Origin of the sequence: Rhodoplanes elegans (assembly GCF_016653355.1) — a bacterium.
In the GTDB taxonomy this organism is placed as follows: domain Bacteria; phylum Pseudomonadota; class Alphaproteobacteria; order Rhizobiales; family Xanthobacteraceae; genus Rhodoplanes; species Rhodoplanes elegans.
This window is the reverse complement of the sequence record NZ_NHSK01000121.1, coordinates 23,800-45,898: the sequence shown is the minus strand read 5'-3', so window position 1 is coordinate 45,898 and position 22,099 is coordinate 23,800. Positions and strand designations below refer to the sequence as shown.

Annotated in this window: 20 protein-coding genes, 1 tRNA gene and 1 pseudogene; 6 read left to right on the top strand and 16 right to left on the bottom strand. The window is 70.5% G+C overall.

Annotation, left to right across the window (positions count from 1 at the left end):
* Window positions 1–104, top strand: a pseudogene (locus tag CCR97_RS16130) (IS110 family transposase); the annotation flags it as partial.
* Between the two features lie 170 nt (window positions 105–274).
* Here the strand turns inward: CCR97_RS16130 and CCR97_RS16125 are convergent.
* Window positions 275–673, bottom strand: coding sequence for a rhodanese-like domain-containing protein (locus tag CCR97_RS16125; protein WP_111360780.1), 399 nt, complete (start codon window positions 671–673; stop codon window positions 275–277).
* 107 nt (window positions 674–780) lie between these two features.
* Here CCR97_RS16125 and CCR97_RS16120 point away from each other — a divergent pair, with 107 nt between their 5' ends.
* Window positions 781–1,485 carry a DUF599 domain-containing protein gene (locus tag CCR97_RS16120; protein WP_420826079.1) on the top strand — a complete coding sequence of 235 codons (705 nt, stop codon included), beginning with the start codon at window positions 781–783 and terminating at the stop codon, window positions 1,483–1,485.
* A 7-nt stretch (window positions 1,486–1,492) separates the two neighbouring features.
* Here the strand turns inward: CCR97_RS16120 and CCR97_RS16115 are convergent, their stop codons facing one another.
* The 10 genes from CCR97_RS16115 to mgtE all read right to left on the bottom strand — a co-directional run bounded on the left by CCR97_RS16115 (window position 1,493) and on the right by mgtE (window position 12,151).
* Window positions 1,493–2,329, bottom strand: coding sequence for a YdcF family protein (locus tag CCR97_RS16115; RefSeq protein ID WP_111360292.1), 837 nt, complete (start codon window positions 2,327–2,329; stop codon window positions 1,493–1,495).
* Between the two features lie 55 nt (window positions 2,330–2,384).
* A complete protein-coding gene (locus CCR97_RS16110; protein WP_111360294.1) occupies window positions 2,385–2,792 on the bottom strand; it encodes a hypothetical protein in 408 nt (135 codons plus the stop codon).
* Complete coding sequence (locus tag CCR97_RS16105; RefSeq protein WP_201159642.1) at window positions 2,789–3,841, bottom strand: hypothetical protein; 1,053 nt, start codon at window positions 3,839–3,841, stop codon at window positions 2,789–2,791. The genes CCR97_RS16110 and CCR97_RS16105 overlap by 4 nt, the downstream gene beginning before the upstream one ends.
* 134 nt (window positions 3,842–3,975) lie before the next feature.
* On the bottom strand, window positions 3,976–4,677 hold the full coding sequence (locus CCR97_RS16100; RefSeq protein ID WP_111355812.1) for a ribonuclease activity regulator RraA: 702 nt from the start codon (window positions 4,675–4,677) through the stop codon (window positions 3,976–3,978).
* Window positions 4,678–4,876: 199 nt separating this feature from the next.
* Complete coding sequence (locus CCR97_RS16095) at window positions 4,877–5,311, bottom strand: VUT family protein (protein WP_338049090.1); 435 nt, start codon at window positions 5,309–5,311, stop codon at window positions 4,877–4,879.
* A gap of 125 nt (window positions 5,312–5,436) precedes the next feature.
* Window positions 5,437–6,150 (bottom strand): 7-cyano-7-deazaguanine synthase QueC, encoded by a 714-nt coding sequence (queC, locus tag CCR97_RS16090; protein ID WP_111355810.1) that lies wholly within the window; start codon window positions 6,148–6,150, stop codon window positions 5,437–5,439.
* Between the two features lie 319 nt (window positions 6,151–6,469).
* Window positions 6,470–7,288, bottom strand: a complete 819-nt coding sequence (locus CCR97_RS16085) for an aldo/keto reductase (RefSeq protein ID WP_111355809.1) — start codon at window positions 7,286–7,288, stop codon at window positions 6,470–6,472.
* Window positions 7,289–7,361: 73 nt separating this feature from the next.
* Window positions 7,362–8,183 carry an aldo/keto reductase gene (locus CCR97_RS16080; protein ID WP_111355808.1) on the bottom strand — a complete coding sequence of 274 codons (822 nt, stop codon included), beginning with the start codon at window positions 8,181–8,183 and terminating at the stop codon, window positions 7,362–7,364.
* Window positions 8,184–8,340: 157 nt separating this feature from the next.
* Complete coding sequence (locus tag CCR97_RS31740; protein ID WP_170145706.1) at window positions 8,341–10,518, bottom strand: putative bifunctional diguanylate cyclase/phosphodiesterase; 2,178 nt, start codon at window positions 10,516–10,518, stop codon at window positions 8,341–8,343.
* A gap of 226 nt (window positions 10,519–10,744) precedes the next feature.
* Window positions 10,745–12,151 carry a magnesium transporter gene (gene mgtE / locus CCR97_RS16070; protein WP_111355806.1) on the bottom strand — a complete coding sequence of 469 codons (1,407 nt, stop codon included), beginning with the start codon at window positions 12,149–12,151 and terminating at the stop codon, window positions 10,745–10,747.
* A 194-nt stretch (window positions 12,152–12,345) separates the two neighbouring features.
* On the opposite strand from mgtE, the gene CCR97_RS16065 reads away from it, so the two are divergent.
* The 4 genes from CCR97_RS16065 (at window position 12,346) to CCR97_RS16050 (ending at window position 16,222) form a co-directional block, all read left to right on the top strand.
* On the top strand, window positions 12,346–13,185 hold the full coding sequence (locus tag CCR97_RS16065; protein WP_111355805.1) for a polysaccharide deacetylase family protein: 840 nt from the start codon (window positions 12,346–12,348) through the stop codon (window positions 13,183–13,185).
* Window positions 13,186–13,344: 159 nt separating this feature from the next.
* Window positions 13,345–14,775 carry a polysaccharide deacetylase family protein gene (locus CCR97_RS16060; protein WP_420826078.1) on the top strand — a complete coding sequence of 477 codons (1,431 nt, stop codon included), beginning with the start codon at window positions 13,345–13,347 and terminating at the stop codon, window positions 14,773–14,775.
* Window positions 14,776–15,214: 439 nt separating this feature from the next.
* Complete coding sequence (locus tag CCR97_RS16055) at window positions 15,215–15,910, top strand: hypothetical protein (RefSeq protein WP_111355803.1); 696 nt, start codon at window positions 15,215–15,217, stop codon at window positions 15,908–15,910.
* Between the two features lie 227 nt (window positions 15,911–16,137).
* Window positions 16,138–16,222 (top strand) — tRNA-Leu (locus CCR97_RS16050).
* A 368-nt stretch (window positions 16,223–16,590) separates the two neighbouring features.
* On the opposite strand, the gene CCR97_RS16045 is transcribed toward CCR97_RS16050, so the two are convergent.
* The 5 genes from CCR97_RS16045 to CCR97_RS16025 all read right to left on the bottom strand — a co-directional run bounded on the left by CCR97_RS16045 (window position 16,591) and on the right by CCR97_RS16025 (window position 22,096).
* The gene (locus tag CCR97_RS16045; protein ID WP_111355802.1) at window positions 16,591–16,833 is read right to left on the bottom strand and encodes a FliM/FliN family flagellar motor switch protein; all 243 of its coding nucleotides are present in this window, start codon (window positions 16,831–16,833) and stop codon (window positions 16,591–16,593) included.
* Window positions 16,834–16,985: 152 nt separating this feature from the next.
* Window positions 16,986–18,305: a hypothetical protein gene (locus CCR97_RS16040; protein ID WP_111355801.1), complete on the bottom strand. Its 1,320-nt coding sequence runs from the start codon at window positions 18,303–18,305 to the stop codon at window positions 16,986–16,988.
* A 28-nt stretch (window positions 18,306–18,333) separates the two neighbouring features.
* The gene (locus tag CCR97_RS16035; RefSeq protein ID WP_111355800.1) at window positions 18,334–19,737 is read right to left on the bottom strand and encodes an MFS transporter; all 1,404 of its coding nucleotides are present in this window, start codon (window positions 19,735–19,737) and stop codon (window positions 18,334–18,336) included.
* A 173-nt stretch (window positions 19,738–19,910) separates the two neighbouring features.
* Window positions 19,911–20,975: an NAD-dependent epimerase/dehydratase family protein gene (locus CCR97_RS16030; protein ID WP_244670480.1), complete on the bottom strand. Its 1,065-nt coding sequence runs from the start codon at window positions 20,973–20,975 to the stop codon at window positions 19,911–19,913.
* Window positions 20,976–20,998: 23 nt separating this feature from the next.
* Entirely contained in the window at window positions 20,999–22,096 is a 1,098-nt protein-coding gene (locus tag CCR97_RS16025; protein ID WP_111355799.1) for a dihydrodipicolinate synthase family protein, read from the bottom strand.
* Window positions 22,097–22,099: the final 3 nt, after the last annotated feature.

The following is a 22,099-nucleotide window of genomic DNA, read 5'->3' as shown; positions in this document are numbered from 1 at the left end:
GTGCCGGCAAGCCGAAGATGGTCGCCTTGATCGCCGTCGCTCGGAAGCTACTGACAATCCTCAACGCCATGCTCAGGGACAATCGACCATGGCAAAACGCTTGACAGCCAAGACAGTCGCTCACCCCATCCCTCTCCCCGCTGGGGAGAGGGAGCCACGCCCTGTCCGACGCATCGTCGGGGGCTCCTCGGCACCACATCGACGGGGCCGCCCCCTTCGCGGTGAAACCTGCGCCCAAGCCGGACCGCGAAGGGAAAGGGTAAAAGCAGCCCGCCTACACCTTGATCTCGATCGGGCCGCCGGCCTTCTTCCAGGCGCCGAAGCCGCCGCCGACATGGGCGACCGGGGCGAGGCCCATGCGCTTCGCCGTCAAGGTGGAGAGCGCCGAGCGGGCGCCGGCCGCGCAGAAGAACACGAACTTCTTGTCCTGGGCGAAGACCGGCTTGTGGTAGGGGCTCGCCGGGTCGATCCAGAACTCCAGCATGCCGCGCGGGCAATGGAACGCGCCGGGCACCCGTCCCTCGCGATCGAGCTCGCGGATGTCGCGCAGGTCGACGAAGACCACGGCGGAGTCGCCGTGCAGGGCGATCGCCTGGTCGACGCCGAGGGTCTCGATCTCGCGCTCCGCCTCGGCTACCAGATCGGCGACGTGCTTCGTGATGGTCTGCGTCATGTCATTCTCCTGGGCGTCGGCGCCCGAGCGGCGCCGACGAAGCGGGACGTCGGGGGCGAAGCGGGCGGGCATTGTGGCGACCGCGGGCGGATTGGCAATCGGGGGGAATGGCGATGCTCGGATGGTTCGACCCGCTCGATCTCGTGGCGATCTCGGTGTTCGTCCTCGCCTGGACGAGCTACGCCGTCACGATGGAGTGGACGCGGCTCGGCCGCGGCGCCCTCAACGCGCGGATGGACGAGGAGCGCGCCGTGTGGATGCGCCGCATGCTTCGGCGCGAATCACGCATCGTCGACACCCAGATCATGGCGGCTCTGCAGAACGGCGCCGCCTTCTTCGCCTCGACCTCGCTGCTCGCGATCGGCGGTGCCCTGACCGTGGTGCGCTCGACCGACCAAGTGGCGTCGATCCTCTCCACCCTGCCCGTCTCGATGCCGAGCGCGCGCGAGTTGTGGGAGGTGAAATCGGTCGGCCTCACCGTGATCTTCGTCTACACGTTCTACAAGTTCGCGTGGTCGTACCGGCTGTTCAACTATGTCGCGATCATGCTCGGGGCGACGCCCCCGGCGTCCGAGCAGGGCAGCGAGGAGGCCGAGCGCCACGTCCGCCGCACCACGCGGCTGTTCCGCTCCGCCGCCATGCACTTCAACCGCGGCCAGCGGGCCCTGTTCTTCGCGCTCGCCTATCTGGGCTGGTTCATCGGCCCGTGGGTGCTGATCGCCTCGACCGCGGCGGTCGTCTTCGTCGTCTGGCACCGCCAGTTCGCCTCGGATTCGCTGCGCGCGCTGCGCGACGACGATCCGCCGACCTGACGCCCGATCACGGCCGGCAGTTGTCCGCCCGGCCGAGGTCACAGCCCGGCCGCGGCCCCGGGAACAGGTCCGACGACCTGCCCGTGAGCCAGTAGACGACAAGGCCGACCCATTCGCGCATCGCCGTGTCGGTGCGGCGCAGGCCGTCGCCGAGCGTCGCGAAGGGCCGCAGGGCGTCCGACGGTCCCACCGTGCGCCAGTCGACCGGGTACGGCTCGACCGCGAAGCCGGCCTGCCGGAACACGCCGATCGAACGCGGCATGTGATAGGCCGAGGTGACGAGCAGCCAGCGCTCGCCCGGCTTCGGCTGCGCGATCGCCTTGGTGAACGCGGCGTTCTCGACCGTGTTGCGCGACCGGTCCTCGGGCACGAGCCGCTCGGCCGGCAGGCCGAGGTCGCGCAGCAGGCGCAGCGCCGAGTCCGATTCGTTGCCGCCGCCGAACACGAAGCTCGCGTCGCCGCCCGAATGGATCACCCGCGCCTCCGGGTGGCGGAGCGCCAGCGCGGCCGCGGCCGTCATCCGCTCGGCCGCCTCGTTGAGTACGACCTCGTCGCGCGCCGCCGCCACATCAGGCGTGGTCGCCCCACCCAGGATCACGATGCCGGCGATCGGCCGGCCGTCGTCGCGGAACGGCGCAAACCGCGCCTCCAGCGGCACCAACAGGGCGTTGCCGAGCGGCGACCAGCCGAACACGGCGAGCAGGACGAGGCTCGCCACCACGAGACCGCGCCCGAGCCGCGCCCATCGCGTCGCCATCAGGACGAGGCCGACGAGGCCCAGCACCATGACGGCGTTGGACGGCAGCGCGAAGAAGCCGAGCAGCTTGGAGACCGGAAAGAACATGCCCCCGGTGAAGCGTTCCCCGGCGCCCACGTCAAGCCGCCAGCGAGTCGCGCCGTCAGCGCTTCGCCTCGATGAAGAACTTGCCGAGCCAGCCGACGACGACGCCCTGGATCAGTCCGAGGAACAGGCCTGAGCCTTGCAGGACGTCCTCGAGCGAGCCACGCGCCTGAGCGCCGAGGACCAGATAGAGGACCAGCAGGTAGAAGGCGGATAGGACGAGCGCTCCCCAGACCACGACAGTGGATGCCCGCTTCTCGGCGTCCTCCGGATGGTCGGTCACGGTCCAGGCGCCGCCGATCAGGGTCATGCCCGGAAACACGTACTGGGCGACCCAGGTCCAGGCCGCCTGCGCCTCGCTGCCGTAGAACCCGTTGAGCTGGCGCAGGATCAGGATCAGCAGCAGCGGCATTATGGCGACGCCCCAAAGCGCCGTGAGCGCGATCTTGGCGGTACGCACCGTCATGGCAGCGATTTCAGGCTTGCGCCGATGCTGTCGAGATGATCGTCGAGCGTCCACCGGCTCGGCCGCAGATGCTCCGACTTCTCGCCTGTTCGTTCGAACTCGTAGACCAGCACCAGGAGCGAGTGATCCGGCGTCACCGGGAGCGCGCGGATCGCCGGGTCCAGGACGTCGGCCCCGCGTTGCGCCCAATCGATCGCCAGTCGGTACGCCTCGTCGTCGTCGGCGGGCGCCGTCTCGACCCCCTTGTTGGTCAGCACGAACACGAAGACGCGAAAATAGCCGGGGTTGCGGACCAGCCTGACGGCATCCAGAAGCAACTCGAGACCAAAACTCGCGACGATCGGACGGCTCGGAATCTGCCAGCGGTCGGGTTCCGGCAGCGGGCGTCCGGTGTCCGCCTCGAGTTGCTCGAGCCGCGTGACCAAGGCGAAGCCGCCCGGAGCCGTGTAGAAGTTGATCTTGTCGTAGCCGGCCGCCGCCGTGATCAGCCGCACCCGGTCGGCGACCTCGCCGACCCGCCGGGCCCGCGGCCTGCCGGCGTCCACGTCGGGCGAGAAGGCGCGGCTCGTCGACGCGGTCGGTGGCGGCCACGGGAACAGCGGCTTGTTCACCCCGGTGGCGGGCGGCGCGGCGCGCGGCTCGGTATCGACGCGCGGCGGCTCCGGCCGCGGCCGCTGGGCCGTGACCGAGGGCGGCGCCGGTCGCTGGCGATAGTGGTAGTGGTGACGGCCCTGGGCGGCCGCGGCGCGCTGCTGCGCCAGTGTCGCGAGGCGAGTTCGGCAGTCCGGTTCGAGGCGGCTGAAGCGCAGAAGCCGGCCCCGAAGGCTGCCATCGAGCCCCGCCATCAACTCCTCGCGGCGCTTCCAAGCAGCCCAGGCCGCGTCGTCGAGCCGTTGGGCGCCGGTCCGGCACACCTCGGCCAGGGTCGCTTCGAGGGACCGCAGTTCGGCGAAGACCGCGGGAGCGGCGCCGCCTCTGGCCTCCTGGGCCGCCACCGGGCCGCCCGACCAGACCAGCAGGGCGAGCACGACCTGAAAGAGTACCCGCACAGGCGCCTCCCTCGGCCACAGCCCAGGGAGAAGCCTAGGTCAGGACACCCCCGCCCGCAACTTTCGCGTGCCGCCGTGAGATGCGAAACGCGAAATGTTGATCGCGCGTGATGAGCGATGACGACGACGCGCCGTCAGCTCCGGCTCTGCCGCCAGGCGGCGTAGCGGGCCTTGGCCTCGTCGTTCGGGGGGTAGAGGCCGGGGAGCGGGACGCCGCGCTCGACCTCGGTGAACACCCACGACTCGTAGAGCTCGTGCTCGGCGCCCTCGTGGGCGACGTACTCGACCAGATCCTTCGGAATCACCACGGCACCGTCGTCGTCGGCGACGATCACGTCGTCCGGGAAGATCGCGACGCCGCCGCAGCCGATCGGCTCCTGCCAGTTGACGAAGGTCAGCCCGTTGACCGAGGCCGGCGCGGCGACGCCGGCGCACCACACCGGCAGGCCGCTCGCCAGCACGCCGGTGCGGTCGCGCATCACCCCGTCGGTGACCAGCGCGGTGACGTTCCGCTTCTTCATCCGGGCGCACAGGATGTCGCCGAAGATGCCGGCCGAGGTGATGCCCATGGCGTCGGCGACGACGATGCAGTTCTCCGGCATCGCCTCGATGGCGCCGCGGGTGGAGATCGGCTTCGACCAGCTCTCCGGGGTCGCCAGATCCTCGCGGGCCGGCACGAAGCGCAGCGTGAAGGCGGGGCCGACGAGGCGCTCGCCGGCCGACACCAGCGGCTTCGGCCCGGCCATCCAGCAGCGCCTGATGCCCTTCTTCAAGAGCATGGTGGTGACGGTGGCGGTCGTCACCTTCTTCAGGATGTCGTAGAGCGCCGCGGACATTGGGTTTCCACCTTTTTTTGGGGGTCGTTCTGGGGCGCCGCACAGATCCCGGGTAAACCCGGGATCGGCACATTGGAGTGCCGAAATCGGCTAGGCCGATTTCGATGCGGCGAACCCGGAATCCAGACACGAACACCGAGCCCGCCGCTGGATTCCGGGTTCGCGCCTCCGGCGCGCCCCGGAATGCCGGCCGAGAGACTCAGGCCGCCACCAGGCCGAGGCGCTCGTCGCGCCGGCGCAGCCACAGCATGAACGGGATCGACAGCAGCACCATCCAGGCCTTGCCGACCACCTGGCCGGCCAGGAAGTCGAGCGACCCGAAGGCGAGCCACAGGAAGAGGAGCGAGTCGACCACGAGACCGACCAGGCCGGAGGCGAGCACGGCCGTCACCATGCGGCGGCGCGCCAGCGGCGTGTAGACGGCAAGATCCGCCATCTCGGAGACCAGGAAGGCGGCCGCCGAGGCGATCACCAGGGCGGGCGGCGCCAGGAAGGCGGACAGGAGCGCCCCGACCAGCACGGCGGCGGCCGCGACCAGCACGCCGAGCCGGCGCTGGACGAGGTCGCGCAGCACCAGGGCGACACCCACCATCAGCACGCCGGAGGGTGCCGAAAGGCCCGGCAGCACCGGCACCAAGCACGGACCGCGTGGCACGCAGGTCGTGCCCGCATGCTGGATCAGCCAGTTGGCGGCCGGAATTGTGAGGGCGAAAAGGACAAGAAAAACGAGCCCTTCCGAGCGACGGCGAAGATCGGGGGTTAACATTGGCGAGCGGACATCCATTGCGAGAAGCCCTCGGCCCGCAGCCGGCAGGCCGGGCACGTGCCACAGCCATAGCCCCAGCGGTGGCGGACCGAGCGGTCGCCCACATAGCAGGTGTGGGTCTCTTCGAGAAGCAGGTCGACGAACGGCGCTCCGCCGAGTTCCTCGGCGAGCGCGAAGGTCTGCGCCTTGTCGATCCACATCAGCGGCGTGTGGACGACGAAGCGGCGCTGCATGCCGAGATTGAGGGCGAGCTGCATCGCCTTGACGGTGTCGTCGCGGCAGTCCGGATAACCCGAATAGTCGGTCTCGCACATGCCGGCGACGAGGTGTCGGGCGCCGCGCCGGTAAGCCAGCGCCCCCGCGAAGGTGAGGAAGACGAGGTTGCGGCCGGGCACGAAGGTGGTCGGTAGCCCGTCCTCGGCGACCTCGATCGCCACGTCGCGGGTGAGCGCCGTCTCGGACACGGCGCCGAGCGCGTCAAGCGGGATCAGGTGGTCGGAGCCGAGCCGCGCGCCCCAGCCGGGGTCGAGGGCGCCCATCTGCATGCGGATGCGCGGCCGCACCTGCAGCTCCACGGCATGACGCTGGCCGTAGGCAAAGCCGACCGTCTCGACCCGCGAAAAGCGCGACAGCGCCCAGGCGAGGCAGACGGTCGAATCCTGGCCGCCGGAAAACAGCACCAGGGCGGTTTCGTCCTGCAGGCTCATCGAAGCGCCACCGTCATCGCAACGTCTGCATGATCGACGCCAGTTGGACGCCGACCTCCTTCCGTCGTCCCGGGGCGGCCCACAGGGCCGAGCACCCATACGCCCCGCCTGTCGTGAGCCACCGGCACAGGGGCTATGGATTCCGGGCTCGCGAACCTGCGGTTCGCGCCCCGGAATGACGGTTCATGAACCGAGCCGCTGCCAGCGACGTGACACCTGCGCAAATCGACCCGGCCGGCCGGCTTGTCAACCGGCGCCGTGCGCAGGCCCAAGTCCCGGTGAACGTGACACCCGTCGAGCGCGACGGCGGCCGCCCACCTCAGTCCCACTTCGGGGCGCCGCTCCAGTTGACGATGCGGCCGTTCGGGCGGGCGAGGCCGCGGATCGCGGCCATCTCGTCGTCGCGCAGCACGAAGTCGAAGACGGCGAGGTTCTCGGTGAGCAGATCGAGCCGCGCGGCGCGCGGGATCGGGATGCCGCCCGCCTGCATGATGTAGCGCAGGCTCACCTGGGCCGGGCTCTTGCCGTGCGCCGCCGCGATCTCGCGCATCACCTGCTCGGAGAACACGGCGCCGCGCGCCATCGGGCTGAACGCCGTGACGGCCATGCCGTGGCGCCGGCAGGCCTCCACCACCTTGCTCTGGTCGAGATGCGGATGCCACTCGATCTGGTTGACGGCGAGCGGCTCGCTCGCGTGCTTCACGGCCTCGTCGAGCAGCGCGACCGGAAAGTTCGACACGCCGATGTTCCGCGCAAAGCCGACCTGCTTCATCTTGCACAGCGCCCCCATCGTCTCCGACAGCGGGATGCGCGGGTTCGGCCAGTGGATCAGTAGGAGGTCGACCTCGGAGAGCCGCAGCCGGGCGAGGCTCGCCTTGGTGGCGCGCTCGAGCTCGCGCGGCGCCAGGTGATCGGGCCAGATCTTGGTCGTGACGAACACCTCGGCGCGCTTGAGGCCGGAGCCGCGGATGCCCTCCCCGACCTCGCGCTCGTTGTCGTACACTTCGGCCGTGTCGATCAGCTTGTAGCCGGACCGCAAAGCCTGCTCGACCGTCCGGGCGCAGACCCGGCCCTTGAGCTCCCAGGTGCCGAGCCCGATCGCCGGGATGGTGGCGCCGTTGGCAGTGACGTACTCCATTCCGTCCTCTCCGGCGCCCCGTCCGCAGGGCGCCCCTGCAGAGATTATAACGATGAGCGGTTAACGGATCGGATCACGTGTCCCAGCGCGGCGCGTGCGGCGGGCTGACCAGTCGCCCGTTCGGCTTCCGCAGAGCGGCGATGTCGGCCATGTCCTGCGCCGAGAGATCGAAATCGAAGACTGCGAGGTTCTCGGCGAGGCGGTCGCGATTGGCGGTGCGCGGGATGGCGACGAGCCCCTGCTGGACCAGCCAGCGCAGCGCCACCTGGGAGGCGCTCTTGCCGTGGGCGGCGCCGATGCGCTGCAGCACCGGGTCGGACGGCACGCCGCCGCGCGCCAGCGGGCAATAGGCCGTCACCGACAGGCCGTGCGTGCGGCAGGTCTCGATCAGCCGGCGCTGGTCGATATAAGGATGCACCTCGACCTGGTTGGTCACCAGCGGCACGGTGGCGAGCCGCACAGCCTCCTCCACCATGCCGACCGTGAAGTTGGCGACCCCGACGTGGCGGGCGCGCTTGTCGGCCGCGACCTTGCAGAGCGCGCCGATCATGTCGGCCATCGGCACGGCGGCGTTCGGCCAGTGGATCAGCAGGAGATCGACGAAGGCGAAATCGAGCTTCTTCAGGCTCTCGTCGAACGATCGCTCGAAGTCCCCCGGCGCCAAGTTGGCGTGCCACACCTTGGTGGTGAGAAAGACCTCTTCCCGCGCGAGGCCGGAGGCCTTCAGCCCCTGCCCCACCTCGGCCTCGTTGCCGTACATCTGAGCGGTGTCGAGATGCCGGTATCCGAGCCGGAGGGCGGCGCCGACGATCTCGACGCAGGTCTCCCCCTTCAGGGTCATGGTCCCGAGCCCGATCGCCGGGATCCGGGCCCCGTTCGCCTCCACGGTCTGCATGCGTCGCTCCCCATGATGATCCGCCCGCGATCATTGTCGAGCGTCCGCACAGGCGTGCGGGTCGCGGGCATCGGCCGACACGTCGGCCGGCACAGGAGCGTGTCCGGATCGGCGCCGCGACGCAAGCGCCCCTCGCGAAGGGCAGACCGGCTCCCGGTCAGGGATCGACGCCGTTGACGAGATCGTCGCCGTCGCCGAGGGCAGTGCCGGGCAGGACGAGACCGCGGCCCATCATCTCGCGGAAGGCGGCGGCCGGCATCGGGCGGGCGAACAGATAGCCCTGCATCTCGTCGCAGCCGGCGAGCCGCAGCAGGAGGCGCTGCTCCTCGGTCTCGACGCCCTCGGCCAGGACGGAGAGCCCGAGCGCGCGGCCGAGCGCGACGATCGCCTGGAGGATCACGCCACCGTTGGCGGAGCGGCCGAGCGGCGCGACGAACTCCTTGTCGATCTTGAGCTTGTCGATCGGCAGCCGGCGCAGATAGCTGAGGCTGGAATAGCCGGAGCCGAAGTCGTCGAGGGCGATCTTGACGCCGAGCGCCCGCAGCTCCTTGAGACGCTGCTTGGCGTCCTCCGGGTTGTCGATGAGGACGCCCTCGGTGATCTCCAGCACGACGCGCGACGGATCGATGCCGGGATCGGCGAGCGCGCTCGCCACGGTCCGCACCAGGCCGCGGTCGCGCACCTGGATCGGCGACAGGTTGATGGCGATGAACAGCTCCGGCCAGTCGCGCGCATCCGCGAGCGCGCGGCGCAGCACGAACTCGCCGAGCTCGATCATCAGGCCGGCCTGCTCGGCGACCGGCACGAAGACGCCGGGCGGGATGTTGCCGCGCACCACGTGCTTCCAGCGCACCAGGGCTTCGGCGCCGACCATGCGCAGCCCGTCGCCGGCGACGATCGGCTGATAGGCGACGGTCAGGCCGTCCTCGGCCAACGCGAGCCGCAGCTCCTGCTCGATGAAGCGGCGCTCGTTGATCTCGTCCTCGAGCCCGTGGTGGAACGCCAGGATGCGGCCGCGGCCGGCCTTCTTGGCGGCCCGGGCGGCGAGGTCGGCGCGACGGATCAGCTCGTGGGCGCTCTCGCCGTCGCGCGGCGCGAGCGCGAGCCCGACGCTCGCGGTGACGTTGATGGTCTGGTCGCGGATGTGGAACGGCGCGGCGAGGCGGCGTGCGCAGGCGTTCGCCGCGTCGATCGCCACGGCGCCGTTGCGGACCGCCATGACCACGGCGAACTCGTCGCCGTCGATGCGGCCGATCTCGGCCGCCTCGGGCAGCGCGGCGCGCAGCCGCTCGGACGCCTCGGCGATCAGGCGGTCGCCGATGTCGTGCCCCAGGACCTCGTTGATCTCCTTGAACGAGTCGAGATCGAGGCAGACGAAGGCGACGCTCTCTTCGGCGCCCCGGTTCTTCAAGGCGCTGCCGAGCGCGGCGATGATCTTGCGCCGGTTCGGCATGCCGGTGAGCGGGTCCTCCTGGGCGATGCGGCGCAGCTCGACCTCGATCTGCTCCAGCCCGCCCGCGGCGCGCCGGATCTGGACGAGCGACAGGCCGGCGAAGCCGAGAAACGCCACCCCGCCGACCACCGGCAACAGCCAGAGCCAGGCGGGATTTCCGGCGTCGTCCGGCATCTCCCAACCGAACCAGCCGACGATGCGGCCGCGCGAATCGGTCTGCGAATGAAGCGGTCCGGAGGCCTGGCCCGGGTCGGTGTCGAAGCGCAGCCCGCGCACGCCCGCCGTCGCCCCCATGGCGTCGACGACCGGCTCGTCGATCGGCGCGGCGAGCACGAGGGTCAGCTCGGCGGCGCCCGGCGACCCGGCGCCGACCGGCGCCACGGCGGCCACGGGGACCACGACCGGCTCCTGCTCGATCAGCAGGACCTCGGTCTGCACCGGCATGGCGCGGTCGATCAGCGCCGCGTCCGAGCGCAGGCCGTCGCGCGACGACCCGCCGGCCGGCTGAAACGTCGCGATGTACGAGACGACGGCCGGGGGCACCACCCGCACATCCGCCGGATGCGCCGCCGCCAGCGAGCCGTCGCGACGGACCAGATAGGCCCAGCGGTGACGGAGCTGCGGCAGGCCGCCTGGCGCGAGGTGCTGCTCGATGTCGACCGGGATGACGTCGGCCGCGCCGGTGGCGGAGATCGCCCGGGCGCGCTGCAGGGCGTTGTCGCCGAACACGCTGCGGAACTCGCCGAATGTCCGGGAGACGCTCGCCCGCGCCCGCTCGAGCGCGGCGGAATCGTCCGGGCGCACGACGAGGTAGAGAACGGCAGCGACCGAGACGAGACCGCAGGCGAGCGCCGCGGCAAGTGCCAGAAGGGAACCCGACACCGGGCGCGCGGCTCCGGCCCAGGCACGCGGGGCCGACGCACGCGGAACATCGCCCGCTTGCTGGTCCGACCCCTTAGTTCTGCCTTCGCCGCTGCTGTCAGCGGGACCCATGAAGCCACCTTCGGCGGACTTTTCGTCCCGGTCGTAGCAGAATGGGAGTTAATACTTGGTGCGCAAAGGTCGAAAACCGGCTTCTCACGGAACTTTTCGATTGGCCTTTCGACATTCACTTCAAGCCGAACCACAGGCTCGCGATACCCAGGAACGAGAAGAAGCCGACGACATCGGTGATCGTCGTGACGAACACGCCGGAGGACACGGCCGGATCGAGCCGGAACCGCTCGATCACCAGCGGAACCAGTATACCCCCGAGCGCGGCCGCGACCAGATTGCAGATCATCGCGAGCCCGATCACGACCCCGAGATCGACGGTCCTGAACCAAGCCGCCGCGGCGACGCCGGTGATCACCGCGAAGGCGAGGCCGTTGACGACGCCGACCAGCACCTCGCGCAGCACGATGCGGGCCGCGTTGCCGTCGTGCAGCTCGCGCGTGGCGAGCGCCCGCACGGCGATCGTCATGGTCTGGGTCGCGGCATTGCCACCCTGGCTGGCGACGATCGGGGCGAGCACGGCGAGCGCCACCATCTTCTCCAGCTCGCCCTCGAACAGGCCGAGCACCGAGGAGGCGAGGAACGCGGTCGCGAGATTGACCAGCAGCCAGTTGAAGCGGCCGCGCGCGATCGTCCACACCGAATCGGACAGCTCCTCGTCGCCGGTGACGCCGCCGAGCGCCTTGATGTCCTTCTCGGCCTCCTCCTCGATCACGTCGACGACGTCGTCGACCGTGACGACGCCGACCAGCCGGTCGCCGTCGTCGACGACCGGCGCAGCGATCAGGTTGTAGCGCTCGAACATCCGCGCCACCTCTTCGAGGTCGTCGGTGGCGCGGACGCGGCGGCGGCCGGCGTCCATCAGATCGGCGACGAGGGTCGGGCGGCGGGTGCGCAGCAGCGTGTCGAGCGCGACGGCGCCGAGCAGCTTGTAGTCGGCGTCGACGACGTGGATCTCGAAGAAGCGCTCGGGCAGCTCCTCGTTCTCGCGCAGGAAGTCGATCGTGTGGCCGACCGTCCAGGACGGCGGCACCGCGACGTACTCGGACTGCATGCGGCGCCCGGCGGAGTTCTCCGGGTACTGCAGGCTGCGCTCGAGCGCGCGGCGGTCGAGCGAGGGGAGCTGCTCGAGGATCTCGTCCTGCTCGTCCTTCGGCAGGTCTTCCAGGATGTAGACGGCGTCGTCGGAATCGAGGTCGCGCATGCCCTCGGCGACCGCCTCGGGCGCAAGCTCATCGAGGATCTCCTCGCGGACCGCGTCGTCGACCTCGACCAGCGCCGTGAAGTCGAAGTCGGCGCCCAACAGCGCGATCAGGCGCGGCCGCAGCTCCGGATCGAGCGCTTCGATCAGGTCGCCGACATCGGCCTCGTGCAGATCGCCGACGAGACGCCGCAGCGCCGCGGCGTCTTCCGCCTCGATCGCCGACGTCACCCGCGCCACGAAACCGGCCTCGATCGCCCCGTCCTCGTCGCGCAGCACGACGTCTCCCGCCTCGGTGCTCGTCTCGGGCTGGTTCGGCATCTCGATTCTCACGATCGGGACGGGCGCTCGGCCACGCGCCCCGTCCGGCTTTTACGCGCGCGGATCCGAGGTGGCAAATCACCCGCGACGGCACGATGACGGCCCCGGACGACTGCCCCGTCCTCGCCACATCCGCGTGGCACGCCCTGTTCAGGCTGCGGACGATCCGCATCCCGAGAGTGCGGATTCTGCGGATGATTCGGCCCGGCCCGACGTTCCCGACGACGGTCGCGACGGTGTTCGCGACGGTGCTCGTGACAATGCTCGCGACGACGGTCGCGGCGCTGCTCGCCGCGCCCGCGGCGCAGGCCCAGACCGCGTGCTCGGGCCAGCGCGACGCGCTCGGGACCGCGCGCGTCCTCACCGTCGAGCCGGCCGCCACGCCGCGGGTCGGCCGCAAGCATTTTTCCGGCACGTTGCCGCTCGCCGACATGGAGGTGGTGCTCACCTTCGACGACGGGCCGCGCCCCGGCCGCACCGACCGTGTGCTCGACGCGCTGGCGCGCGAATGTGTGCGGGCGAGCTTCTTCGTGCTCGGCAAGCACGCCCTCGCCCACCCGGCGCTCTTGCGCCGCATCGCCGCCGAAGGCCACACCGTCGCGCATCACACCTTCGGCCATCCGCTGCTCGACCGCATGTCGACGACGGCGGCCGAGCGCGAGATCGATCACGGCATCGCCGCGGTGGAGACGGCCTTGCACGGCCGCCCGAGCGAGCGCCCGACGACGCCGTTCTTCCGTTTCCCCGGCTTCGCCTCGACGCCCGCCCTGCTCGACCGGCTGCAACAGCGCGGCATCGTCGTGTTCGGGGCCGATCTCTGGGCGAGCGACTGGACCGACATGGCGCCGGGCCAGCAGCTCGACCTGGTGCTCGCCCGCCTGGAGGCGTCGCGCGGCGGCATCCTGCTTTTCCACGACCCGCGGCTGCAGACCGTCCAGATGCTGCCCGCTTTCCTCAGGGCTCTGAAATCACGCGGTTTTCGGATCGTCCACGTGGTCCCGCCGTCGCTCCGGACGGCCGCCGGCCCGCGTTGATGCGGTCAGGGCACACGGCCACGATTTCATCATCTGTACACGATATTTTACCCTTTTCCCGGTTACCAATCGCGCGGGACTATGGAAAAAAGTGTTGGCATTCCGAGTGATCGGGGGAAGGGGCAGGTCATGCGCCGGTTGTGCGCGAGTGGTCCGTCGTTGATCGCATCATCGGTTGTGCTGTCGCTGCTCGTTGCCGCGACCGCCACGCCGTCGCGCGCCGCCGGCCCTTCGCCGGCGCCGTCCGCCTGTCCGGGCAACCCGAACGCGCTCGGCACCAGCCGCACCTTGGTGGTCGACCCGATGGAGCACGCCCGCGTCGGCGTGATGCAGTATCGCGAGACGCTGCCGCTGGAGCCCAAGGAGGTGGTGATCACCTTCGACGACGGGCCGATCCCGCCCTACTCCAACCGCGTCCTCGACATCCTGGCGTCGGAATGCGTGAAGGTGACGTATTTCCTGGTCGGCAAGATGGCGCATGCCTATCCGAGCATCGTGCGCCGGATGCAGGCCGAGGGGCACACGATCGGCACCCACAGCAACAGCCATCCCCTCACCTTCCACAAGATGCCGATCGCCCAGGCCGAGGCGGAGATCGAGAGCGGCATCGCCAACACGGCGGCGGCGCTCGGCGACCGCGCCGCGGTGGCACCGTTCTTCCGCATCCCCGGCCTGCTGCGCCGCGACGAGGTCGAGCGCCTGCTCGTCTCGCGCGGCCTGATGACCTGGAGCGCCGACTATCCGGCCGACGACTGGAAGCACATTCCGGGCGACGAGGTTATGAAGCGGGCGCTGGAGCGCATCGAGGCACGCGGCCGCGGCATGCTGCTCCTGCACGACATCCAGCCGGCCACCGTGCTGGCCCTGCCCGGCCTGCTGCGGACCCTCAAGCAGCGGGGCTACAAGATCGTCCACGTGGTGCCGGCGAGCCCCGACCAGCCGAAGACCGCGACCCTGCCCGAGCAGTGGATGGGCCGCCGCGGCGCGAGCGGCAGCGGCAACGGCGGCTCCTGGCCGACGCCCGCCTTCACCATCGAGACGCTGCTCGCCGACCCGATCCTGCCGACCTACGACCCGAAGAACGTCGGCGTCATCGACGCGCTCGGCCCGGCGCCGGTGCTGGCGCGCTCGCGGATGCACAGCTTCCGCGCCCCCGCGCATGCCGTTCCGCTGCCGCCCGAGCCGGTGTGGCCCCGCCACTTCGACGACGCGGCGGCGAGCCGCGCCGCGTCCCAGCCGGTCGCCCTCCCCGTCCCGAGCATGGGCAGCTTCGGCCAGGACCAGGACTTCGCCCCGGCGAGCCCCGTGCTCGGCACGGCCGGCCATGCCGCCCTGCTGCCGCCCGTGCCGGTGTTCGGTCCCGGCGAGGCGCGCCCGACGCTCGGCCCGCGGCTGGCCGCCTTGAAGCCGCCGGCCGGTTCGCGTGCCCCGTCGGCGCATGCACCGGCGACGACGCCGGTGTCGCTCACCCCCGTGCCGCCGCCGACCACGGCAGCGCCGCCCCTGCCCGCGCCGGAGCCGACCGGCGCCGCCCCGCGCGGCCTGCTCGGCCGCTGGCCGTTCTCGACCTCGGCTATGCCGCGGCTCTGAGTGCCCAAAGCTGAGCGCTTCGATCCGAGCCGGGCGGCCATCCGCCCGGCTGGTGCTATTTGGTCGGGCCGCCCGATACGCCCGAGGCCGGCCCGGGCCGTGAATTTTTCAACCGAACTCGAGCCTGTTGCGCGACTTCTCTTCGTTCATAGAAACATTTGTTAACCGCACGTGATCACGGTTCGTGGAATGGCCTGATTCTCGCCAAGAAACGACCGCCTCGTCGGTCAGTATTCCACGCCGACCGATACTCGTCTTCTGGCGAAGACGATCGGTTGTCCCGCCGATGCGGATCGCGCTCCTGCGATCTGCATTCAAGAACAACGTTCGACTTGGCTCCGCCCGCCCCGGATTCGTCCCGGCCCGACCGATCCGCTCCCAGGTCCCGAACGGGCCGAGGGCGGCTGCGGCAGGGTGCGGCCATCATCGAGGCCTTTCCATGAACACGCTTCATCGCATCGCGCTCGTCACCGCCCTCGTCGTCGCCGTTCCGGCGGTCGCGATGGCACGGCCCTCCAAGGCGCGCAGTCCCCATGCGACCCATCTCCACGCGCATCACGGCAACGCGCATCATGGTCACGTTCGCCGGGCCCACCGCCACCGCGATCACGCCCACCCGGCCGGCCGATCGTGGCGCCACGCCCGGGCGCTGCGCGCCTACGCCTATGCGCCGGCCCTCGCCCCGAACGGCTGGACGGAACCGACCGCCGGCTTCGCCGGAGGCCCGGGCTCGAGGGCGACGGCCCGCCGGGCCGACGGCGCGCGCACGCCGCGGCTGGGCGGCCTCGTCGCGCCGCTCGCCGAGAAGGTCGCCGCCATCTCGGCCACCTGCGGAGCCCGGGTGATCAGCGCGGTGCGCCACACCCGGGTCGCCGGCACCGGACGGCTGTCGCTGCACGCCTCCGGGCACGCGGTCGACATGCGGGGCAATCCGGGCTGCATCTACGGCATGCTGCAGGGGTGGAGCGGCGGCTACACGACCGATTACGGCCGCGTCCACCACGTCCACATCAGCTGGGGCGGCAGCGAGCACGGCCTGCGCTTCGCCCATGGCGGCGGCCGCGGCCATCACGCCCATTATCGCCAAGCCCGCCGCGCCCATTGGGCGAGCCGCGCCGGCGGCCGGCGGAGCTGACGGGGCAATCCGGGCCGACCCCGGCCCGCCGTCGAATCGTCCAGCCGCTCGAAGGCCGGACGATTCGACCCGCCGTCGGATTCGGCACCCCCGCGGGTCCGCAACGCGGCTCTGAAATCCCATTTTTCGGGCGTTCGGCGGTCTTGTCGCGGCATCATCGATTTGTTACACCCTCGCCGTCGCCTCGATGCCCGCGCCGTCACCGGCCGGCATCGATACTCCCTGATGCGGTCGTGGCGGAACTGGTAGACGCGCTAGCTTGAGGTGCTAGTGGGGCGACCCGTGGAGGTTCGAGTCCTCTCGACCGCACCAGACTTCGCGGCCGGCCTTCGGAGCCGGCTTCGACAAAGCGAAGCAACATCCTGAACAATCGATGCGGAAGGCTCCGGCGGCTGCCGGAGGCCGACGGCGTTTTCGGCGCGGAGCTTTCGGGGCGACGGCCGTGACCGCCCCCCTGCTTCGGCGCGGCCGTGCGCGCGCGAAGCGCGAATGCGCCTGCCGATGCTTATGCTGATGCCTGTGCTGGTGCCCGCGTGCCCCACGCCCCGGCGCGGTCGGTCGAGCCGGCACTCCGTATCGGTCGATGGATGATGGTCTGCTGCAGGTCGCACGCGGCACCGAATCCCGGTGCCGGCGACATCCCGTGATGCCGGGTGGCGGCGCGCTGCTGCGGCGCCGGCCTATCTGTATTCGGGCGAGCGCGGCAGCATGCGGCGGACCTCGACGCCGATGCGGCTGCCCGAGACCACCACGGCGCCCTCGGCCACCGGATGGTTGTTGACGAGGATCTTGACGGAGTCGTTCTCCTTGCTGTCGAGCTCGATGATGGCGCCGCGGCCGAGCCGCAGCACCTGATGCACCGGCATCACGGTCGAGCCGAGCACCACCGCGATGTCGAGCGAAACAGTGTCGAGCGTGGCCACCGCGACATTCCCCCAGCACGTTCTCCCCGGCCGAGAGAACACCACGGTTATGGTTAGGAAGTGCTTAACGAGGGCGCATCGACGTCCTCGAGGGCGCTCCGGCATGCGGCCCTTGTCCGCCGCCGTCGAGAACGCCCCCGGTGTCGTCAGCGCTAAGCGGCCTGGCGCACGTGCAGGCCGAGGTGCCGTTCGAACACGGCCTTCAGCTCGTCGACGCAGTCGGCGAAGACGACCATGTGGTGGCAGCCGAGCGACTGGTCGATCCGCTTCTCGCTCGAATCGATCTTGAAGCGGAACTGGGTCCGGCAGGTGTCCTCGTCGGGATTGCCGATCAGCTCGGCCGGAAACACGGTCGCCTCGCTGAACTCGTTGCCGATGCGGAAGATGGTGGCGCGGCACGGCGACGCCACCTCGATCCGCTGGGCGACGCTCTCGCCGGTCTCGTGGTGCGACCGCACCGTGTAGGTCGTCGGCCCGCCAGCGAGCCGGCGCGGTGCCGTGCAGTGGACGAGGTCGAGCCGGTCGTCCGGATAGTAGACCGGATTGCCCATGAACACCGGCAGGCCGGTGACGGCCTTGCCGACGATCATCGAGACGGCGGCGTCGAGATCGCCCTCGCAGGCCGCGACCATGCCGGGCGTGTCGTTGAGCAGCGACAGCGCGAGGCACGACGTGACCCGGAGCTGGCGCACCAGCGAGAAGCACGAGATCGTCACGGCGTTGCAGGCGTGCCGTTCCATCAGCGTCTTCATCGCGACGAACAGCCGGTAGGCGTCCTCGACGTGCTGGCGGCGCGGCTCGACGCAGGCCGCTGCGGCGCCGAGATACTCGGCCGCGAAGGCCGACACCTCGGGACCGGCCGGCACGGCCTCGTAGGCGGCGAACAGCTCCTCGAGGCCGAGATGGACGCAGCGGATGCCGAGGCGATCCTCGATGCGGCGCTCGTCGACGCTCGCCGACACCACCCAGCTCTGGGTGTAGCCGATGATCAGGAGCCGGGTCGCGCGGAGCCGGTCGATCGCCGCGGCCGCCCCGCAGGTTCTCGCGAAGGACGCGGCGTCGAAGACACGCTCGACCCGGACGCCGCGATTGCGCAGATGCGCCCAGCAGTCCATCACGGCCGGCATGGCGTTGTGCGAGGCGAGCGTGCGGGCGACCTGCTCGCCCGCCGCGTCGAACAGGCCGCCGCCCGGGAACGGCCACCACAGCAGCGACCGCGGCACCGCCTTGGCGATCGACAGGAGCCACGGCTGGACGGCGCCCGAGAGCGCCACCAGCAGGGGCACGCCATCGCTGCCGGCGGCGAGATGGCGCTCGACGGCGCCCTGGTCGGTGAGATGGACCGGCGAGGCGATGTCGACTTCGGCCGGCACGATCTTGCGGATCTGCTCGGTCAGCGCCGCCGCCACCGACGTGAACAGATCGGCCGGATAATAGACGGGGCTGGCGAGAAGCACAGGTTGGATGCGCATGGTTCGATCCTCGGCTGGTGGCGCCGCCTCACGGCGACACCTCCTCGAGCACGCGGCCCTTGGTCTCGATCGCGAACAGCGCGACCACGACGGCGGCGAACAGGGCGACGACGCCGAAGGTGAGGAACACCGAGCCGAGCCCGTAGCCGATCATCGTGCCGACGATGGTCGGTCCGGCCATCGAGGCGAGACGGAGCCAGGCGGTCGCGGTGCTCACGCCGATCGCCCGCACCCGGGTCGGATAGAGTTCCGGCGTGTAGAGATAGACGCCGATCGCCGCCGAGGTCGCGAAGAAATAGGCGCCGCTGCCGTAGATCAGCACGTCCTGCGGCGTGGTGGCGCCGTTGATCCACAGGATGCCGAGGAACACGGCCGAGCCGGCGAGCGCCAGCGCGAACCAGGCGCGGCGACCGACGTGATCGATGGTCAGCGCGCACAGCGTCGCCCCGACGAAGCCGATCGCGTTGCTGATCAGGCCGTAGCGCAGCGACTGCTCGAGCGGCAGATGGAAGACCGTGCGGTAGAGCGTCGGCAGCCAGGTGCCGATGCCGTAATAGACGATGTAGCTGCCGAACCAGATGAACCACACGACGATGGTGCGACGCAGATAGTTCGGACCGAACAGGTCGCGCCACGACGCGGCGATCGCCGGTGCGGCGGTCGCGGTCGGGGCCGGCTGCGGCAGCGGCTCTCCGGTGGCGGCGCGGGTCGCCTCCTCGATGCCGACGAGCGTCCGGTCGGCTTCGTCCAGACGGCCGCGACTGGCGAGCCAGCGCGGCGACTCAGGGACGTGACGCAGCAGGAACCAGATCAGCACCAGCGGCGCCGCACCGAGGACGAACATCGCTTGCCAGCCGAGCGAGGGCACCAGCCAGTAGCCGAGCACGCCGGCCGCGACGACGCCGACCGAGAAGATCAGCTCGTAGAGCAGCACGAAGCGGCCGCGCCCCTTCGCCCGGGTGATCTCGCTGATGTAGACGGCCGCGATCGGCACCTCGCCGCCGAGCCCGAAGCCCTGGATGGTGCGGAACACCAGGAGCGACTCGTAGTTCCAGGAGAACGCGCAGGCGATGCTCATCAGGCCGAAGGTGGCGACGCACAGCGCGATCGCCCGCACCCGCCCGATCCGCTCGGCGAGCCAGCCGAAGAACAGAGCGCCCAACAATTGGCCGAGGTAGCCGACCGAGATCAGGAAGCCGATCTGCGCGCCGGTGAGCTTCCACATCGGCGCCAGCACCGGCAGCACCTGGGCGATCGTCAGCGCGTCGAAGGCATCGAAGAAGGTGGCGACGCCGATGACGAGACGCACCTTGACGTGCCAGGCGCAGATCGGCAGCCGCTCGATGCGGCTCGCGATCCCGGCCGCCGTGACGGCGCTCGCCGGCGCCGCCGCCGGGGCGAAAGTCTGACCGTGCAACACTTCCGACGACATAGCGTCCTCCGCGACCGCCGTTCGCGCGCCAGCAGCGCTTTCGTCACGTCCGCGCCGGCGGTCGGTCGCAGCCGTGCTTCATCGTTCGGCGCCGGAGCCCGACGCCGTCGAGAGCCGCCGGCACGCCGGCGGCACGGGATGTCACGGGGGTCGTCGCGAGACCGCGACGGGACTCAGAAGACTCCGGAGCGGACCTGGAACTTGCTCGGCTTGTCGTAGACGGGCTTGCCGCTCTTCACCCAGTCGGCGACCCAGCGCACCTGCGTGCGGACCGGCACGACCGGGTTGCCGAGCAGATCGGCGGCCGCGGCGCAGTCGACCAGCAGGCAGTCGGATTTCTCCTCGCCCTCGAACACCGGCGCGATGCCGAAGATCTCGCCGAAAATCTGCGCGACGCGGCGCACGCTGACGGTCTCCGGGCCGCCAATGTTGATCGGCGACGACGGCACCTCGCAGTGGCGCAGCAGGCGGATGATCTGGGCCGTCGCGTCGCCCTGCCAGATGATGTTGACGTGGCCGGTGGCGAGCGGCACCGGCGTCCCGGACAGCACCCAGGAGGCGATCTCCTGCAGGACGCCGTACCGCATGTCGATCGCGTAGACGAGGCGAGCGATGCGGCCCGGCGTGCCGAGCCGGCGCGAGTAGTACTGGAAGGTCCGCTCGCGGCCGACCACCGAGTTCGCGTACTCGCCCGGCCGCGCGAAGGGCGGCGTATCCTCGCCGGTGCCGCCGTGCAGCGGGTTCGACCACGGATAGACGTGGATGGTCGAGAAGGCGACGATCCGGCTGCCGGCGAAGGACTTGGCGACGATGCCGGGCGCGATGGTGTTCATCGCCCACAACAGATCCTCGCGACCCTTGTAGTCGAACTTCATCCCGGCCATGTAGATCACGTTGGCGACCTTCGGCAGCGCGTTCACGGCCGCCTCGTCGAGCAGGTCGCAGCGGATCGTCTCGATCCCCCACGCCTGCAGATGCGCCTCGAGCCCCTCCTCCGAGAAGCGCGAGACACCGATCACGCGCTTGTCGGGTGCGGCGCGCTTGATCATGCGGGCGAGGCAGACACCGACCTTGCCGCCGACGCCCAGCACCGCGACGTCGCCGTCGAGGCTCGCCAGATCCTCGACGACCGCGAGGGTCGGCATCGACATGAAGTCTTCCAGATGATCGGTGTCGCGGAAGACCTCCGGAAACATCTCCGGCCCGGTCAAGAGCTGGGTGGGCTCGCTCTTCAGCATCGGGTGCTCCATCATTTCGTCGCTCACGCCGCGAGCGGAATCGCCTTGCCCTGCTCCGACAGCCAGCGTGCGAGATTGGCCTGCGCGAAGGCGTCGTCGTTCATCTCGGGGTATTGCGCGTAGACGCGCGCGATCTCCTCGGCCTGCCCGGGGCTCGCCGTCTCGGCCGGGTTCAGGCACCACGTCCCGCGCAACAGTCCTTGCCGCTGCAGCACCGCGAGGCAGCCCGGGATGCAGCCGGCGAGATTGTTCGCCGCGTCGTAGATCGCGGCGTTGCAGTCGGTGACGATCGAGTCGAGTGCGAGCAGATCGGCCGGCACGTCGGCGCCGTCGGGCAGAGCATGGATGCGGTCGAGCAGCTCGACGGCCTTGCGGGTCCACACGCTCCAGTGCCCGAGCAGACCGCCACGGATCCGCACCCGCGTCTCGCCCGTGCTGTCGGCCGCGCGGACCACGAAGGGCACGACGAGATCGAGCACCACGTGATCGTCGTTGCCGGTGTAGAGCGTGACGCGGTCGGCGACACCGGCGTCGACCACGGCGCGCACGATCTCGACCGTGCGGTAACGATCGAACGGCGCCATCTTGATCGCGACGACGTTGTCGATCGCCGCGAAGGCGCGCCAGAAGCCGTAGCTCAGATGCATGCCGCCGACCGCCGGCAGCAACGCGAAGCCGATCACCGGAATCTCCTTCGCGACGCGGCGGCAGTGATCGAGGATCTCGGCCTCGCCGGCACCGCGGAACGCCGCGACGTTGAGGAGCGCCGCGTGATAGCCGAGGTCGCGCGCCGTCTCGGCCTCGCGCACCGCCTGCTCGGTGCGACCGGTGACGCCGGCGACCAGCAGGCGCGGCGTGTCGGACCATGCCGCGCAGGTCTCGGCGGCGAGCCGCAGCACCGGCGCGTAGAGACCGGCCTCGCGGATCGCGAACTGGGTGGTGTGGACGCCGACCGCGACGCCGCCGGCGCCGGCATCGAGATAGTAGCGGGTCAGCGCCCGCTGCCGGATCGGGTCGAGCCGGCGCTGCTCGTCGAGCGCGAGCGGATGCGCCGGCAGCACCGTACCGGCGCGCAGGCGGTCGAGAAGCGGAGTGGGAAGGTCGGTCCAGTGACGGGGCATCGG